This window comes from Pseudocalidococcus azoricus BACA0444, from assembly GCF_031729055.1.
Classification (GTDB): Bacteria; Cyanobacteriota; Cyanobacteriia; order Thermosynechococcales; family Thermosynechococcaceae; genus Pseudocalidococcus; species Pseudocalidococcus azoricus.
In genome coordinates this window covers 28,582-44,904 of the sequence record NZ_JAVMIP010000012.1, presented here as the reverse complement: position 1 = coordinate 44,904, position 16,323 = coordinate 28,582, and the positions used below count along the sequence as shown (strand labels likewise).

Below are 16,323 nucleotides of genomic sequence, written 5' to 3'. Positions count from 1 at the left end.
CCTGGGGTAAACCCTTGGCAAACGTAGTTGTAGTCGGCGCTCAGTGGGGCGATGAAGGCAAAGGTAAAATCACAGATCTGCTGAGTCGGTCGGCGGATGTGGTGGTGCGCTATCAAGGTGGGGTCAATGCTGGCCATACAGTGGTGGTCAATGATCAGACCCTCAAGCTCCACCTGATTCCATCGGGCATCCTCTATCCGGAAACCGAATGTATTATCGGCACAGGGACGGTGATTGATCCACAATTATTGATTCAGGAATTGGATCAACTGGAGCAGGCCGGCGTTAGTACCGCTAATCTGCACATTGCCGAGACGGCCCATGTGACCATGCCCTACCACCGACTGATTGACCAGGCCTCGGAAGAACGGCGCGGGACTCACAAAATTGGCACCACAGGCCGTGGAATTGGCCCTACCTATGCGGATAAATCGGAGCGGACGGGCTTAAGGGTGTTGGATTTACTTGATGCGGCTAACCTCGAAGCCAAGGTGCAGTGGGCTGTGGAGTCTAAGAATGTGCTCTTGGAAAAATTCTATGGATTACCGCCCCTCGATGCCAAAGCCATTGTCAATGAATACCTCGGCTATGCCCAACGCTTGCAACCCCATGTGGTGGATGGCTCACTGCGAATTTATGATGCGGTTTCCCATAAGCGGAATATTCTCTTTGAAGGGGCCCAGGGGACTCTCTTAGATTTAGATCATGGCACCTATCCCTATGTCACTTCCTCGAATCCAGTGGCGGGCGGGGCCTGTGTCGGGGCTGGGGTCGGGCCAACCATTATTGATCGGGTGATTGGGGTGGCCAAAGCCTATACGACGCGAGTTGGAGAAGGGCCATTTCCGACCGAACTTCTGGATGACACCGGTAAATTGCTCGGAGATCGGGGGGCAGAATTTGGGACAACCACGGGACGGGCGCGGCGATGTGGCTGGTTTGATGCCGTGATTGGTCGCTATGCAGTCCGAATCAATGGCCTGGATTGCTTGGCAATTACAAAACTCGATGTCTTAGATGACCTACCAGAAATTAAGGTCTGTGTTGCCTATGAGGTGGCGGGGTCGCGGTGCGCCGATTTTCCCAGTAATGCCCATCACTTTGCCCAATGTCAGCCCATTTATGAAACCCTCCCCGGCTGGCAGCAATCCACCAGTCATTGTCGGAGTTTAGCGGAACTGCCCCCGGCGGCTCTGAATTACTTAAAAGTATTGGCCGAGTTGATGTCTGTGCCGATTGCGATTATTTCCGTGGGAGCCGAACGCAGCCAAACCATTATTGTCGAGGATCCCATTCATGGACCCAAGCGCGCCTTACTTTACGGAGATGGCAGTAATGGCCCACCCCCGCCTTTGAGATAAGCCTGTGTTGGAGTTGCGATCACCCGATTGCCCTTGGTCTTTCATTTTTCATTTCTGTTTTTAGGAGTTCTACTATGTCCCTAGCTATTGAATGTCAAGTTCGCCCTGCGGATAGTAAGCCCAATGCTCTGCGCCAGTCCGGGTTAACCCCCGCGGTTCTCTATGGCCACAATGGCAGTGAGTCTTTGCCCCTAATGATTAAAACTAAGCTGGCCGAGTTTTTAGTCCGGGATGCGCGGGGTCAAAAGGCTGTGGTTGACGTGACGATTCCCGAAATTTCCTGGGCGGGGCAAGCCGTTCTCCAAGAAATCCAGGCCCACCCAGCCAAAAATACCCTCTATCATCTGAGTTTTTGGGTGCAGGCCTAGGCTAGTTTTTTTATACTTTAGGCTGGGGGCAGTGCAACCACGTAGCAGTTACGGCCCTGTTCCTTGGCCTGGTAGAGGGCTTGATCTGCAAGGGCAACCAGGGTTTCGGGGAGATAATCTGGGTCGGGAATAAAGCTGGCGATGCCCAAGCTTACGGTAATGGTTGCTTTGCCCTCCACAATCGTTTGATGATGGGGAATGGCGAGGGAGTCCACTAAAGTCTGGATTTCTTGACTCAGCTTAATCGCGCCAATTTCATTTGTATTAGGTAAAAGGATAATAAACTCTTCCCCACCAAAGCGAGCGAGGAGATCAGTCGGGCGTTTGAGAATTTGTTCCAAGGCCTGGGTGATCCCAATCAGACATTCATCTCCGGCTAAGTGGCCATAAAAGTCGTTATAGGCCTTGAAGGAATCTATATCCAACATAACCACGGCCAGGGGTTCTTCCTCCCGTTGGGAGCGATGCCATTCCAGTTGCAACCGTTGATCAAAACAGCGCCGATTTGCCACTTGGGTCAGACCATCTAGGTTGGCTAGTTGTTCAAGTTTTTGATTGGCATCTTGTAAAGCAACTTCGGTTTGTTTGCGATGGGTAATATCCCGTAAGGTTACGGCAAAGCCATCCCCCAACTTCACTGCCGATAAGTGATACCAGGCCTGGGATTGGGAGGAAACAAAAATATCTTCCGAGAGAGCCTCGCCTGTTTCCACCACGGTGACTAGCTTGGTAAACAGATGGGGATCGAACTGGCCTAAGAATTTCCGAAAACCCATTTTACCGACTAATTCATTGCGATCTCGGTTGAGAATTCGGGCAATGACGGGGTTAACCACTAAACAGCGAAAATCACCAATGTCCCCAGTGGCCGGATCGCGCACCGCTTGCATGGCCGCAATTCCATCCAAAGAGCAGTTCAAAACACTGACTAATAAGGAACGGGATTGATAAAGAACTTCTTCGGCTTCTTGTCGTTTTTTAACTTCTTCTTGTAATTGTTTCTGTTGCCGTTGAATGGTTAAGGGGCCTTCAATCCGAGCCACGACTTCTTCGACTTGAAAGGGCTTTGTGATGTAGTCTATACCACCCACATTAAAGGCTTTTACCTTGTCAAAGACATCATCTAAGGCACTAATAAAAATGACTGGAATATGCTTTAAGTCTGCATCTGCTTTCAAGGCCTGGCAAACTTGATAGCCATCCATTTCCGGCATTTTAATGTCTAGCAAGATAATGTCAGGTTGTTTGACGCGTATGGTTTTCAGGGCCATTTTGCCACTGGTGACACTGCGGACAGTGTAGCCTAATTTCACGAGTAAATCACTCAGGAGTTGCAGATTCTCGGGAATATCGTCCACTAATAAAACATTCCCTTTACTCTCGGATGTCTGGTCAGTTGGAGAATTCATCGGGCTGGCCCCAAAGGGAGGATAAGCAAGAGTCATTGTAAATTTAGGGCTGGGTTTGTCTTGACAGATATAGACTGACAATTTTAGTTTAGATGTTCACTGGGATTAGCTGGGAGAGGGCAGCAAAGGTTCAATCAGATCAATCAGGGTTTCAAACTGAAATTGCCGGGCAATCAAGCTTAAGGGGGTTTGAAGATGCAGGTAGTGGGGGGGAAGTTCCTCAATTAATGACAGGATGGATTGATTATCGGCCTCAAGGGCGGCGGTATAGACCTGGGACAACCATTCTGAAGCTAGTCCTGAGAGTTTCTCTGTGGTGAGGGTTTGATCGGAGGACGGGGAGAGGGGGGGAGTGGAGTCTTCGTAGATATAGGTCACTCCCAGATGTTTCGTCAGGGCATCAAAGATGGTGTGTTCGGCAAAGGGTTTCCGCAAAAAGTCATCACAACCGGCCGAGAGGATTATTGCCTGTTCTTCCTCTAGGACGCTGGCGGTGAGAGCAATGACCGCGGTTGCATGACCTTTAGTCGTGGCTTTAATCTGCTTAGTGGCTTCATAGCCATCCATGACCGGCATCCGCATATCCATCCAAATCAGATGGGGTTCCCAGACATCCCAAATGGCTACGGCTTCTTGGCCATTGACGGCTTCTTTCATCGCAAACCCTAAAGGCTCGAGCAGTTTAATCAATAGCTTGCGGTTGACTTCTTGGTCATCAACAACGAGGATGCGGTACTGGGCCTGGCCGGGAGCAAGGGCTTTGACCTGTTTTTTGCCTTCAGCACTATCCCGAATGGTGCCTTGCCCGAGTTTGACGGGTATTTGCAGATGAAACTGTGTCCCGAGTCCGATTTGGCTTTTGACCTGAATATCGCCCCCCATCAATTGGACAAATTTGCGGCTAATGCTGAGTCCCAGGCCAGTGCCTTCCTGCTTTTCTCGGCCGGCTTGACCTTGGGTAAAGGGTTCAAAGAGTTGGCTCAATTCTTCAGGACTAATGCCCACTCCGGTATCTCCAACCGTAATGGTCAGTTGCCAGGTTTCGGGGCTGGGGGTGGGTTGACTGGTGGCCTGGAGCCAGACGCGGCCGGCAGGGGTAAATTTGATCCCATTGCTGAGGAGGTTGATTAAGACTTGGCGCAATTTCATCTCATCCGTTTGGACATAGCGGACGAGATCCGGACTCCGTGAAAAAACCAAGTCCAGGCCAGCATTTGTCGCGCGCAAGTGCAACATATCCTCAAGATCATTGAGTAGGCGAATCAGGTCAAAGTTTTGGGGATTAAAGGTGGCTTTGTTGGCTTCAAGTTTAGAGAGATCAAGGATATTATTGATTAATGTGAGTAAATAATCGCCACTCCGATAGATGATTCCGACATTTTCATATTGCGATGGTGAGAGTTCTTTGCTCCGTAACATCAGTTGGGAAAAGCCTAACACCGCATTCAGGGGGGATCGTAGTTCATGACTCATGTTGGCAATAAAGGCACTTTTGGCCTGGTTGGCCGCTTCGGCTTTAGCAGCGAGATTTTTGGCGTTGGCTTCACTGGTCTGGAGGGCATCGGTACGGTCTAAAACCCGTTGTTCTAATTCTTCATTGAGTTGACTGAGACGCCATTCCGCTTGATGATTTTCAGCCACGACACCCAACACCACTAAAACTGTCACTGCCATCACGCCAATAAATAACTGCAACAGCAACAGGGATTGACTTTCCTCAAAAAGCCGATAAAAGGTTCCCAACTTATAGGTGGTGGAGACAGCCGCAACAGTAGCAGTCAGGGCAACGAGTAGGGTGGTTACTCTAGCCGGGAAACGAAACGAACACCAAATTAAGGGCGGAAATAGTAAATATTCAAGCGGCTGTCCCAGGCCAAAGGCGAGGTAAAGAATCAGGCCCTCGCAGATCAGGATCATCCCTAGTTCTTTGAGGTTACCCATGCGCGTCGAGAGGTTGAGAGCAGGCCAGGCCTGGGATTTCTTAGAAAGCCACGTATAAAAAACCGGCGCAATCACGAGAACTCCAATACTATCCCCAATCCACCAGTTAGCAAAAAATTGGAGGACATTCTCAACTGCAATCATTCCAGAACCCAAAACTAAACCAACTCCGGTAATGGATTGAATCAGTGTTCCAGTAAATAAGGCGCAAACGGTAAAGATGACCACATTCCGCACAGTTCGCCAAGGTTCGTTAGTGCCAAGCAATTGTCGCAGAATAGTCACGGTTAGCAGTACGCCCAAGGTGATGCCCACTGTGCCGATGAGCGCGCTCCCGAGCGGATCGGCCTTAACCCCCCAATTAACCAGCAAAGCTCCGAGCGTGACTCCAAACCACCGTGATCGCCCCCAGGTCAGTAAGCCCCCCACCGTAATCCCTGCCCCAGGCCAGAAGGGAGAACCATTGATCGCATCCAGAATCGGAAGTCTTTTGAGCACAAGCCAGCAGGCACCAGTATAGAGAAGGGAAATCACGGCAATCTCCAGCCACCAGCGGGGCCGGTCTAATTCCAGTCCCAGGGATTTGAGCCAAGGTTGAGTCCGGTCAACAATGTGGGGGGCTGACATATTCTTTATGCGACTGGTGATGGATATCTCGGGCTAGGGCTTGACTACTTGTTTTATAACACTAGAGAGAGCATTTAAAAGTCGATCCCTCAGTTCTGATTAACTCTGACTTGGGGGCTGGAGAATTAAGATAAGGAGGTCAGGCAAGTAGACAGGCCTGGAGAGCAGGGATGACCACGATACTCAACTGACCCAAGGGTTTTATATCAGCAATGCAGAATTTACGGAACTCGTCCAGGCCAGTCGAGACCTACGCTTTGAGATGTCTGCCACGGGAGAGTTGATAATTATGGCATCAGATGGGGGAGAAGCAGGGGCGCGCAATACGGAGTTAATTGGCCAACTTTAGGACTGGAACCGCAAAACTCGATTAGGCAAGGTGTTTGATTCATCTACGGGGTTCGTTTTACCCAAGGGGGCCCCGCCCGTTCGCCGGATTTAAGTTGGCTGTCTTTGGCTCGTTGGCAATCGTTATAGCGTTAGTCATTTAGGGTGAGATGGGGACAAGTCAGAAAATGCTTTATGAAAGGCTACTCCAGGCCAAGATGCAGGAATATCTTGAGAACGGGTTGCGTTTCGGTTGGTTGATTATCCCAGACACCAGACCTGCTCACATTTACCGGACTGGGCAAGGAGTGGAAATTCTGGAAAATCCTCAAATTAAGTGGAGAAGCGGTTCTACTTGGATTTGTGATGGGTTTAGCTCCTGTTTGGACTACTTAATTTTGACCTGGGCAATGATATTTAAGGATTGGTACATAGGCTGATCTTCAATTGGAATTAAGGTTTTTAGCAAGGGATTGTAGGTAAATAATTCATAGTTATGCTCAATCAAAAAAACACTCACATCTGCACTGGCTAATTTAGTTCCAGAAATGTTCTCATATAAAATTATGGGCTTAAATTGAGTGATGATTTGCTCTGCACCTTGTAAAACTTGCAATTCATGGCCCTCGGCATCAATTTTGAGAATATCCACCGAACTGAGTTGATCTGTATCTAATAAGCTATCAAGAGTTAAACAATTAATCGTGACTGCATTAGCTGGAATCTCTTGGCCTGGTTTTACAGTAATTAGTTCGTTTAGTTCACTAGAAGCTCTGATGGACAAATAGGCCTGGCCTGGATGATTACTTGCGGCTGCTTCAAAAATTTCAACCTGATCAAACTGGTTAATTGCTTTGGTTTGTTCTAAAAGTTTAATACAAGGACTAAAAGGCTCAATCGCGATTACTTTACCAATAGAACCAACCCGTTTTGCTGCACTAAAGGTGTAAACTCCAGCATTAGCTCCAACATCAATCACCGTCATCCCAGGCCTGAGATAGTCTCGCCACCAATCTAATTCATTCTCAAACCAGTCCCCTTCCACTAATAAAACACTGGTAACAATACTTCTTAAACTGGGTTCAACTGCCAAGCAAATATCCTGATCAAATTTAAGATAAGTAAACTCTGCTGAGGAATCAATTCTTACCCAGGCCAAGTTTAAATCCTGACTATTCTTACTAAGTTCTTGAGCAAATTTACACCAATACTCTGCCTGTTGTTGATTGCCTAAATCTCGATAAGCTAGATAAAGTGACTGAATAATTTGGGGATTTTTGGAACTATTAGTTTGGGTTGCATGAAGATAGGCAATAGATTCAGTTTGAGCCTTTAATGCCAAAGAAACGCCTAAACGGAAAAGTAAACCCGAAAAATCAGAAACTAATTGCCTCAGTTGGGATAGTAGAACACCAAGCTGGTTATAGAAAACGATATGATTCTGCAAAGCGGTAAATAAAACTAAAATCCCCTGTAAATAGCCATTTTCATTTTGGTTGCTCCATGCATATAAATTTGGAATTTCCCGAGAATGACGTGCAAAAAATAAAGGGCAATACACCAGGCCGGGTAATTCAGTTTTGGTATAAGCATTTTGGAGGAAGCCTAAGTAGGTTTGATAAAGTGTCTCCCAATTGGTTTTCTGCAAGAGCAACTCAATCATTAAGGCGTGGGCTAAGCAAAGTGGATGATTTTCTGAGCCAGTTTCTAAATACTCTACTGCCAGGCCAATATAAGTTTCTCTAAGTTCGCTCTCCTCAGAATTTTCAGCTTCAATCAAGGCCATCACAGCACAGTTATTAAAATCCAGGCCAGTGATCGGCTCATCCCAATTTGTAGAATCGATGATTGCTTTAATTTTTGCTTCGGTGTCTGAATCAAGTTTGACCTGATACTGTTCAAGGTAGGAAAAATAGGTTTCAGTCGGGTTGAATGTTGCTTCAGGCATAGTATTGAGCCCAGTAAATTAACTTTAAATTAGTTGGAACCTTGACCAAGTTGAATCCGGGGATCGACAAACTTCAGTAATAAATCTGCCAATAAATTTCCGACAATTAACATCACTGCTCCCATCATTAAGCTAGCCATGACGAGATATAAATCTTGCACCTGAACCGCCTGTAAAATCAACCGCCCCAGGCCTGGCCAGTTAAAAAAGTATTCGGCAATAAAAGCCCCACTCAATAATCCGGCAAATTCAAACCCTAACAAGGTAATTAAAGGATTGATTGCATTGCGGAGGGCATGAACATAAATGACTCGATGTTCGGGTAAGCCTTTAGCACGGGCCGTTTGAATATAGTTTTGTCGCAAGACATCCAGTAAATTGCCCCGCATTAACCGTTGTAACCCGGCAAAACTGGTAATACTCAACGCTAAAGTCGGTAAAATCAAATGCCAGCCAATATCTAGCACCTTGCCAAGGCCCGTGAAGTCCGCATAATCAATACTGGTCATATTCCCGACAGGAAACAAGGGCGTACTCTGAGCTAAGAATAATAACAATAACGCGGCAACAAAACTGGGAAACCCTTGGGCCAGATAACTTACCACCTGCAAGACCCGGTCTGCCCACTGATTTTGATTCACCGCCGCCACAATCCCCAAGGGAATCCCAATCCCCCACGTCACCAGAATGGAACTAAACGCCAAGAGCAAGGTGGCCGGAACCCGATCCCATAACAAAGACGCAACCGACCGTTGATAGACAAAACTTGTGCCAAAATTCCCTTGGGAAATAATCTGCCAGAGCCAGCGAAAATATTGTTCCACAGCCGAGCGATTGAGGCCAAACTGTTGCTCCAACTCTGCTAACCGTTCCGGGGAAATGCGGGGATTCGCCTTGAGAGTATCCAGATAAGTACCAGGGGCTAACTGAATAATGGCAAAACTGAGAGCAGAGGCTAAAAATAAGGTCAGCAGGGCCTGGGCCAAGCGTTGGATAATATAAAGCGTGGTTTCCTGCGTCAAAAATTGTTTAACGAGCCTAACCCATCCCATGGATGTTAATACCCTATTTGCCCTGTCATTGTTTCCCTTTCTTGGCTTTCTCTATTTTTTAACCAAAACCCCCACCATGCCCCGGCTCGCGTTAATGGGATTTTATGGCACTTTAGTCTTTGTTGCCGTCACAATTCCAGCCGGACTCTATGCCTTACGGGTTTATCATACCTCCTTAGCGAATGTGGATTGGTTGCATGGGGCTGCAGAAGCCTTTTTGACCGTAGCCAATATTTTCGTTGTCCTCGGATTTCGCCAGGCCCTGCGCGCGGTTCCGACTCCCGCTGATCAACCGAAGCCTTAAGCAGAGATTCTTTTGATGCTCCACTCCCAAGACATTCTGGCCTTATATCGGCACCTGGGAACCAGTGATTTAACCGTTGTAGATGTGGAAACAACGGGGAGTAAACCCGACCATAATTGGGTGATTGAAATTTCTGTTCTTCAGGGATGCCCCCGGGCCGGGATTACCAAACACAGAACACAACTGATCAAACCACCGATCCCAATTCCTCAAGATATTCAACGCTTTACCGGAATTACGCCCGAGATGGTGATTGATGCGCCTGATCCAACTCAAGTTTGGCCGGAATTTTTCCCCCTCCTCGACACCGGTATTTTTACGGCTCACAATCTGGAATTTGATTACGGTTTCATCCAGTCAGAGTATAAAAAACTAAATATCCCCTTCAGCCGCCCCTTAGATGCCCAATTTTGTACCGTTAAGCTCTCCCGAATTTTACTCGCCCATTTGAAATCCCGCCGTTTACCGGATCTCGTCCGCCATTTTGATTTTCCTGTAGATACCTCTCATCGCGCCGAAGCAGATACCCTGGCCTGTTGGTACTTAACCCTAGAGTTAGTTAACCGCTTAGAACAAACCCCCGATGGGCCAATCCTAGAAAAACTGGGGCAAGAATGGCTCACCCTTGAAGATGCCACTCAACTGTTAGGAACTGATGTCACAACTGCCTTAAGAGAACTCATGCATCCCCGTATCGTTAACAAATGCACCCGCCGCGGCGAAATTCTCTTTCAGCGCCATAGTGTTGAACGTATTTGTTAGGGGCCTGGCAGAGGAAATGAGGAACTCCTGCGCGTCAATTAGGATATGGGGGTAGCCGTTAAGCGATGCGATAGATGGATCCGATACAACTTGGTTTAATTGCTTCGATCCTTTCAGGGGTCTGTACCGCGGCCTGGACTGTGCTCACCTGGCGACAGCAGCAGGATAAGGAAGAAGAAGCGAAACGAGATCGCAATGCTGCCCTCTATGTCAATCCCTTTATTCTCGCCGCCGAAGAACTTCAAGATGCTCTCTATAACTACCTCAGCGGCAATTACCATAAACTCCCCGGCGAAGAAACCCGTCAAGGCTATGCTGGGTTTTCGGCAGCGGCCCTAGAAATTGTCTATACCATCGTGATTTATTTTGGTTGGTCGTTCACGATCTATCGCTATGGCCCCTATACCAGTGACGAAAAACTGATTGAACTCACCCGCCAAGTCTCAGAGATGTTTTCCGACATTACCCACGCTAGCGAAGCCGAAGAAGATGCCTTTTACTTCTCATACCCCGAACAAAAAGCCCTCGGTCTGACCTTTGTGAAGCCCACTGCAATTGCCTATGCCCATGCTGCTAACACTGCCCATCTGAATACCCACTTACCTCCAGTCGAGTCCCAGTTTCCCAGTTTTGAGTCCATTTCTCTTTATGATTTTGAGGAACAAATTAAGAATCAACGGAATGAACGCTCGGCCCTCTATCTGAATATTCGCGATGCCCTCCATGCCATAGATAAAGCTCAACCCACCGCAGACTTTACGGGGCGGCAACGTTTGGTACGGGTGCAGAACTATTTAGTTGACTTAGTCAATTATCTGGAAGAAAAAGAGGGCTTTTCGGTATCTGTTTCTAAGCGGCGGCGGGCCAGACATCATCTGACTTTTGCCCAACTCTTTGGCTATATTGATTTGCAAGTGGCCCATCATATTCCGGGACGGCTGCGGCTTAAATTTCCAGTTTTGAAAAATAACATGATCTATGGGGTTCACTTTGAGTCGTTCTTCTTTTCTTTGGAAGGTGTTAAAAATGTGCGGGTCAATCTCCAGGCCTGTAGCATTGTGATTGAGTATGACATTGAGAAATATTCCATGGGTGAACTGGAAACAACCTTGGGCAACTATATCCACAACCTCAGTTGAGCCAGGGATTACCTCCCAACTTCCCGGAGAAATTTAACGGGAGACATAACTAGAGTGGAGACATTGGGGCAATGGTATGGTTAGATTATACTAATGAGAATTATTCTTATCTCCCTTTTTTAACTGCTCCATGCTGACATCTGATCTCCAGGCCCCGTCTGATCCCAGTTCCCTAAGCACTAGGCAACCAATTTTGCGCCTTGCGAGAGTGACCAAAAGATATCAACCCCAGTCCCGCCCCGCAGTTGAAAGCATCTCCCTCGAATTACAATCAGGTCAGATTTTAAGTTTACTCGGACCTTCTGGCTGCGGAAAAACAACCCTACTGCGACTGATTGCGGGGTTTGAGACCATTGACCAGGGGGAAATTTACCTGAATCAGCACCGGATTGCCACCGCCAAAGGGGGTCTCCCACCCGAACAGCGCTCCTTAGGGATGGTTTTTCAGGATTTTGCCCTCTTTCCCCATTTAACCGTTTTTGAAAATATTGCTTTTGGCTTGCAACAACAGCGTTTAAAAGCGGGAATGATCCGCGCTAAGGTAGCATCTAGTCTGGCCTTGGTGGGCCTGGAGGGTATGGCCCAGCGGTATCCCCATCAACTCTCTGGTGGGCAGCAGCAACGGGTCGCGTTGGCCAGAGCTTTGGCCCCTGAGCCGACTTTAATTTTGTTAGATGAACCCCTCAGCAATCTGGATGCCCTTGTCCGTGTCCAACTCCGGGAAGAACTCCGGCAGATTCTCAAGGCGGCGGGAACGACGGCTATTTTTGTCACCCATGATCAAGAAGAAGCTCTCGGAATTTCTGATCTGGTGGCAGTCATGCAGCAGGGGAAGTTAGAGCAATGGGGGACACCTGAAGACATCTACCTCCAGCCAGCCTCCCGCTTTGTGGCCGGATTTGTTACCCAGGCCAACTTCCTCCCAGCCCAGGCCGAAGGGTCTACTTGCCAGACTGAAGTTGGACAATTTACCACCCCAGAAGAGTCGGGTCATGGGCCTGGGGAGTTCATGCTACGGGAGGAGGAACTGATTCTGGAACCTGTGGCCCAATCCGATATTGTGATTCGGACTCGCCAGTTTTTAGGCCGGGAGTATCGGTATTGCCTCCAGACGGCCTCTGGTCGTGAACTTCATGCTCGCTCCGTCACGCCCCACCCCCTCCCTGTGGGTACCCATGTGATTGTCAAAACCCAACCCCAGACCGGACGATTTTTTCCTAGCTCCTCCGTGTAATCCCAATTAAGTTTGGAGGTTTGCTAAAATGTTTCTGGCAATCCGGTTCCAGTCGAAGCGTTCCAAGGCATAAGTCCGCCCGGCCTGGGCCATTTTGGCGCGTTTGTCTGGATTTTTAAGAAGATCAATTATGGCCTGGGCAAAGTCGTCCATAAATTTCTCTGTTATTGGATACTCCCAGTCCACCAAAATACTCGTTTTTCCGGGGATGGTTGTTTCGGGTAAAGCCCCACGATAGGAAGAAATTGGTACGGTCATGGCACATTGGCTCTCAGCGGCTCCGATACAAAAGGTTTCGGCATTAAAGGAATACATGGCCTGGGGCGAGGGTTCATGGGGAAGTTGGGGTAAAACCCAGAGGCTAGCTTGCATCAGTTCTTGGGCGAGTTGGGCTTTACTGGCCTGGCCCCGGAAAATAATCCCGTTTCCTTGCCAATGTTGGTAATCGGCTAAATCTACATAGCTAAAAATATGCAGTTCAGCTTCGGGGCAGGCCTGTTTAACCTTGGGAAAAATTTGGCTCACCAGTACCTCCAGGCCCCGTTCTGGTCGGGAAGAATAGATGATCCGCCAGGGATATTTTGACCAGTTTTCGACATCAAACAAGTCCAGATCAATCCCATTGGGAGAAACTAGGATTTTTGCCGGTGCGAGTCCCATACCGTGAATAAAGGTTTCAGCTTGCCATTGCGAAATCGTGATTACCCGATCAATCCGGCGAAATAAGAGTCCCAACAGCCGGAGGACAAATTTCCCCGCCGTTTTTTTCCAGCCATTGGCCTGTTCAGGATAGATGCCTAAAGCTGAAAAGTCGTCATGGGCCCAAAAAAGAGTCCGCTTGGCGGGGATGGGAAAAACTGGGCCAGCAAAATCCCGGACAATGATCAAATAATCAATGGGGTGCTGACGGGCGTAGTCAATGGTTTCCCACAGGCCCCGGCGAGGATGATAGTCCCGATATTCTACACCATCATAAATTCCTGCCTCTGCACGACAGTTATTAATCACCGTGACTTGATGCCCCAATTTGGCCAGGGCTTTGGCTAAGTAATAGACGCAACTTTCCGTACCACCCAAGCTTTTGGTCTGTAAGGTTAGGGGCGAGAAAATATCAGCAATCCGAGTGAAGAAAAGAAAGTGCATCATGCAGCCCAACCTAAATCGTGGCAGTGATAGGAATCATGCCTATTTTTCCATTGATTGAGGCTGGTGTTTGTGGAAATTTTAAGAGTGATCCTAGATAGGCGAGAACCCTGATTACTCTTGTAACCAACGGGCCGCATCCTTAGCGTGATAGGTGAGAATTAAATCGGCTCCAGCCCGCTTAAAGCTAATCAAGGTTTCTAAAACTACTTTGCGTTCGTCAATCCAACCATTTAGGGCCGCGGCCTTCACCATTGAATATTCCCCGGAAACATTGTATGCAGCCACAGGTAAGTTTGAGGCTTGTTTGACTTGCCAGATGACATCCATGTAGGCCAAAGCAGGCTTCACCATCAGCATATCGGCTCCCTCAGCAATATCCAATTCAATTTCTTTGAGGGCCTCCCGAGAATTAGCCGGATCCATTTGATAGGTGCGCCGGTCGCCAAATTGGGGGGTGGATTCTGCGGCATCCCGGAAGGGGCCATAGTAGGCAGAGGCATATTTAGCGGCGTAGGATAAAATTGGAATCTCTGTAAATCCGGCCCCATCTAATCCCTGGCGAATGGCCTGGACAAACCCATCCATCATCCCAGAGGGCGCAATAATATCCACACCGGCCTGGGCCTGGGACACAGCGGTTTTCTGCAATAACTCGAGGGTGGGATCATTCAAAACGCGGCCGGTTAAATCCCCAGTTTGGAGATAACCGCAATGGCCGTGACTGGTGTATTCACATAAACAAGTATCAGCAATGACAATCAAATCTGGAATTGCGGCCTTAACCGCCGTTGCTGCTTTTTGGACAATTCCGCAATCATGCCAGGCCCCGGTGGCTTCATTGTCTTTAACGTCGGGAATGCCAAATAAAATTATCGCCGGAATCCCCAGGCCATAAACCTCTTTAGCTTCAGCCACAATTTTATCCACCGAAAGCTGATAGACCCCTGGCATGGATTTAACTTCCTGGGCCACCCCTTCACCGGGAACCGCAAACAAGGGATAAATTAAATCGGCTGTGGATAACGTATTTTCACTCACCATCCGCCGTAATTGGGGTGTTTGACGGAGGCGACGGGGGCGATGGGTTGGAAACATAGGCGGTATGGCAGGATGTAACGTAAGGTGGCAGAGCATCAAGATTCATTCCTAAACTCTACTATCTCTTAACTTTGCTCTTTGGAACTGGGAGGATGGGGGCTAGAGCTGCCGGGCAGATTATGGCGTATTTTCCTAAATCCCAGGCCTGATCATGGTTCTAGCTCTGTTCTAGATCCTCAAGAATCTCCCCCCTTGTTCACGTTTCTTAATTCATGCCCCTGGCCAACAGCCCATGACCTCCACTCAGCCCCGTCCCTTCTCCCGCAAACCCCCCCGCCCCCGTTCCACCCGCCAGATTAATCGTTGGTCAAAATGGTTGCAACCCGGCCTGGTGGTCAAACGCTGGTTACTGATCAGTGCGGCCGGAATTATTTTAGTTAGCCTCGGCCTGGCGATTAGCATCAAACTCACGCCCATTTTCTTTACATTTCAATTCATTGGCAAGTTAGTCCAGGCCTTTGCTGAAGTCTTTCCTAGTTACATCAGTGGCCCGATTGCCATTTTGATCGGCCTGTTTTTAATTTGGTGGGGACAATCGCGCACCTTAGGCTCCATTACGGAAGTTCTTTTACCGGACGGGGATCGGGAACTGGTAGATCGCCTCTTGACCCATCGGCGTTTAGGACGGGGGCCCAAAATTGTTGCCATCGGGGGGGGGACTGGGCTTTCCACCTTATTGCGGGGCTTAAAAATTTATAGTGCCAACATTACGGCAATTGTGACCATGGCCGATGACGGTGGCTCCTCTGGGCGGTTGCGGCGGGAAATTGGCGTATTACCACCAGGGGATATTCGCAACTGTTTGGCGGCCCTTGCGGATGAAGAAAGATTAATTACAGAACTGTTTCAATATCGGTTCGAGTCTGGGGCAGGCCTGGAGGGGCATAGCTTTGGCAACCTGTTCATTACCGCCATGGAAAAGGTGACGGGTGATTTGGAGCAGGCCATTGCCGCCAGTTCCCAGGTGTTGGCCATTCGTGGACAAGTCTTACCCGCTAGTTTAACGGATATGACCCTCTGGGCTGAGTTAGCCGATGGGCGATGTGTGCAAGGTGAGTCGAATATCACTGAAGCCGGGGGCCGGATTATCCAAATTGGTTGCCATCCCCCCCATCCCCCCGCCCTCCCGAAAGCAATCCAGGCCATTGAAGACGCTGATTACATTATTTTGGGCCCAGGGAGTTTGTTCACCAGTATTGCCCCGAACCTGCTCGTCCCCGATATTACGGCCGCCCTCCTCAATCGCCACTGTCCTTGTGTTTATGTCTGCAATATAATGACCCAGCCTGGAGAAACCGATGGCTATAGCGTTGGGGATCATATCCGGGTCTTAGATCATGTGTGTGGGGAGCGGGTTTTTGATGCGGTCTTAATGCAAAAAACACCCCCTAGCCAAATTACCCAATCCCGTTATCAACTCAATCATTCCCAACCCGTCACCATTAATCGGGAGGAGTTAAGGGAACTGGGCTGCCGCCTAATTTTGGCCGATGTCATGGTGGAGAATCATGCCAAGAAGTTAGTCCGTCACGATTCGGCCAAGTTGGCTCAAGTGTTGATGAAGTGGTACGAGCGGGTGGGTAGTTTAATTGGCTATGACTAAGGTT

13 protein-coding genes are annotated in these 16,323 nt (G+C 48.6%); 7 read left to right on the top strand and 6 right to left on the bottom strand.

Features of this window, described 5'->3' with window-relative positions:
• The first annotated feature begins 14 nt into the window (after positions 1–14).
• Together RIF25_RS11525 and rplY are read left to right on the top strand one after the other, a co-directional pair.
• Positions 15–1,361, top strand: coding sequence for an adenylosuccinate synthase (locus tag RIF25_RS11525; RefSeq protein ID WP_322878690.1), 1,347 nt, complete (start codon positions 15–17; stop codon positions 1,359–1,361).
• Positions 1,362–1,435: 74 nt separating this feature from the next.
• Positions 1,436–1,729: a 50S ribosomal protein L25 gene (gene rplY / locus RIF25_RS11520; RefSeq protein ID WP_322878689.1), complete on the top strand. Its 294-nt coding sequence runs from the start codon at positions 1,436–1,438 to the stop codon at positions 1,727–1,729.
• 17 nt (positions 1,730–1,746) lie between these two features.
• Here the strand turns inward: rplY and RIF25_RS11515 are convergent, their stop codons facing one another.
• The 4 genes from RIF25_RS11515 to RIF25_RS11500 all read right to left on the bottom strand — a co-directional run bounded on the left by RIF25_RS11515 (position 1,747) and on the right by RIF25_RS11500 (position 9,033).
• Complete coding sequence (locus RIF25_RS11515; protein WP_322878688.1) at positions 1,747–3,174, bottom strand: diguanylate cyclase domain-containing protein; 1,428 nt, start codon at positions 3,172–3,174, stop codon at positions 1,747–1,749.
• A gap of 69 nt (positions 3,175–3,243) precedes the next feature.
• Positions 3,244–5,706, bottom strand: a complete 2,463-nt coding sequence (locus RIF25_RS11510) for an MASE1 domain-containing protein (RefSeq protein ID WP_322878687.1) — start codon at positions 5,704–5,706, stop codon at positions 3,244–3,246.
• Between the two features lie 715 nt (positions 5,707–6,421).
• Positions 6,422–7,981, bottom strand: a complete 1,560-nt coding sequence (locus RIF25_RS11505) for an FkbM family methyltransferase (protein WP_322878686.1) — start codon at positions 7,979–7,981, stop codon at positions 6,422–6,424.
• A gap of 29 nt (positions 7,982–8,010) precedes the next feature.
• Complete coding sequence (locus RIF25_RS11500; protein WP_322878685.1) at positions 8,011–9,033, bottom strand: ABC transporter permease; 1,023 nt, start codon at positions 9,031–9,033, stop codon at positions 8,011–8,013.
• Between RIF25_RS11500 and RIF25_RS11495 the strand changes: the two genes are divergently transcribed.
• The 4 genes from RIF25_RS11495 to RIF25_RS11480 all read left to right on the top strand — a co-directional run bounded on the left by RIF25_RS11495 (position 9,032) and on the right by RIF25_RS11480 (position 12,472).
• Positions 9,032–9,337: a DUF3593 domain-containing protein gene (locus RIF25_RS11495; RefSeq protein WP_322878684.1), complete on the top strand. Its 306-nt coding sequence runs from the start codon at positions 9,032–9,034 to the stop codon at positions 9,335–9,337. The genes RIF25_RS11500 and RIF25_RS11495 overlap by 2 nt on opposite strands.
• Before the next feature lie 15 nt (positions 9,338–9,352).
• Positions 9,353–10,099 (top strand): 3'-5' exonuclease, encoded by a 747-nt coding sequence (locus RIF25_RS11490; RefSeq protein WP_322878683.1) that lies wholly within the window; start codon positions 9,353–9,355, stop codon positions 10,097–10,099.
• Positions 10,100–10,173: 74 nt separating this feature from the next.
• Complete coding sequence (locus tag RIF25_RS11485; RefSeq protein ID WP_322878682.1) at positions 10,174–11,238, top strand: HMA2 domain-containing protein; 1,065 nt, start codon at positions 10,174–10,176, stop codon at positions 11,236–11,238.
• A gap of 130 nt (positions 11,239–11,368) precedes the next feature.
• On the top strand, positions 11,369–12,472 hold the full coding sequence (locus tag RIF25_RS11480) for an ABC transporter ATP-binding protein (RefSeq protein WP_322878681.1): 1,104 nt from the start codon (positions 11,369–11,371) through the stop codon (positions 12,470–12,472).
• Between the two features lie 6 nt (positions 12,473–12,478).
• Here the strand turns inward: RIF25_RS11480 and RIF25_RS11475 are convergent, their stop codons facing one another.
• Both RIF25_RS11475 and hemB read right to left on the bottom strand, forming a co-directional pair.
• Positions 12,479–13,618 carry a glycosyltransferase family 4 protein gene (locus RIF25_RS11475; protein WP_322878680.1) on the bottom strand — a complete coding sequence of 380 codons (1,140 nt, stop codon included), beginning with the start codon at positions 13,616–13,618 and terminating at the stop codon, positions 12,479–12,481.
• Positions 13,619–13,729: 111 nt separating this feature from the next.
• Entirely contained in the window at positions 13,730–14,713 is a 984-nt protein-coding gene (hemB, locus tag RIF25_RS11470; RefSeq protein WP_322878679.1) for a porphobilinogen synthase, read from the bottom strand.
• A gap of 235 nt (positions 14,714–14,948) precedes the next feature.
• On the opposite strand from hemB, the gene RIF25_RS11465 reads away from it, so the two are divergent.
• Complete coding sequence (locus RIF25_RS11465) at positions 14,949–16,319, top strand: gluconeogenesis factor YvcK family protein (RefSeq protein WP_322878678.1); 1,371 nt, start codon at positions 14,949–14,951, stop codon at positions 16,317–16,319.
• Positions 16,320–16,323: the final 4 nt, after the last annotated feature.

What these genes read in the sequence shown, in the direction of transcription:
- rplY (WP_322878689.1), top strand. Translation starts at nt 1,436, where the DNA reads ATGTCCCTAGCTATTGAATGTCAAGTTCGCCCTGCGGATAGTAAGCCC.
- RIF25_RS11515 (WP_322878688.1), bottom strand. Translation starts at nt 3,174, where the DNA reads ATGACTCTTGCTTATCCTCCCTTTGGGGCCAGCCCGATGAATTCTCCA.
- RIF25_RS11510 (WP_322878687.1), bottom strand. Translation starts at nt 5,706, where the DNA reads ATGTCAGCCCCCCACATTGTTGACCGGACTCAACCTTGGCTCAAATCC.
- RIF25_RS11505 (WP_322878686.1), bottom strand. Translation starts at nt 7,981, where the DNA reads ATGCCTGAAGCAACATTCAACCCGACTGAAACCTATTTTTCCTACCTT.
- RIF25_RS11495 (WP_322878684.1), top strand. Translation starts at nt 9,032, where the DNA reads ATGGATGTTAATACCCTATTTGCCCTGTCATTGTTTCCCTTTCTTGGC.
- RIF25_RS11500 (WP_322878685.1), bottom strand. Translation starts at nt 9,033, where the DNA reads ATGGGATGGGTTAGGCTCGTTAAACAATTTTTGACGCAGGAAACCACG.
- RIF25_RS11490 (WP_322878683.1), top strand. Translation starts at nt 9,353, where the DNA reads ATGCTCCACTCCCAAGACATTCTGGCCTTATATCGGCACCTGGGAACC.
- RIF25_RS11485 (WP_322878682.1), top strand. Translation starts at nt 10,174, where the DNA reads ATGGATCCGATACAACTTGGTTTAATTGCTTCGATCCTTTCAGGGGTC.
- RIF25_RS11480 (WP_322878681.1), top strand. Translation starts at nt 11,369, where the DNA reads ATGCTGACATCTGATCTCCAGGCCCCGTCTGATCCCAGTTCCCTAAGC.
- RIF25_RS11475 (WP_322878680.1), bottom strand. Translation starts at nt 13,618, where the DNA reads ATGATGCACTTTCTTTTCTTCACTCGGATTGCTGATATTTTCTCGCCC.
- hemB (WP_322878679.1), bottom strand. Translation starts at nt 14,713, where the DNA reads ATGTTTCCAACCCATCGCCCCCGTCGCCTCCGTCAAACACCCCAATTA.
- RIF25_RS11465 (WP_322878678.1), top strand. Translation starts at nt 14,949, where the DNA reads ATGACCTCCACTCAGCCCCGTCCCTTCTCCCGCAAACCCCCCCGCCCC.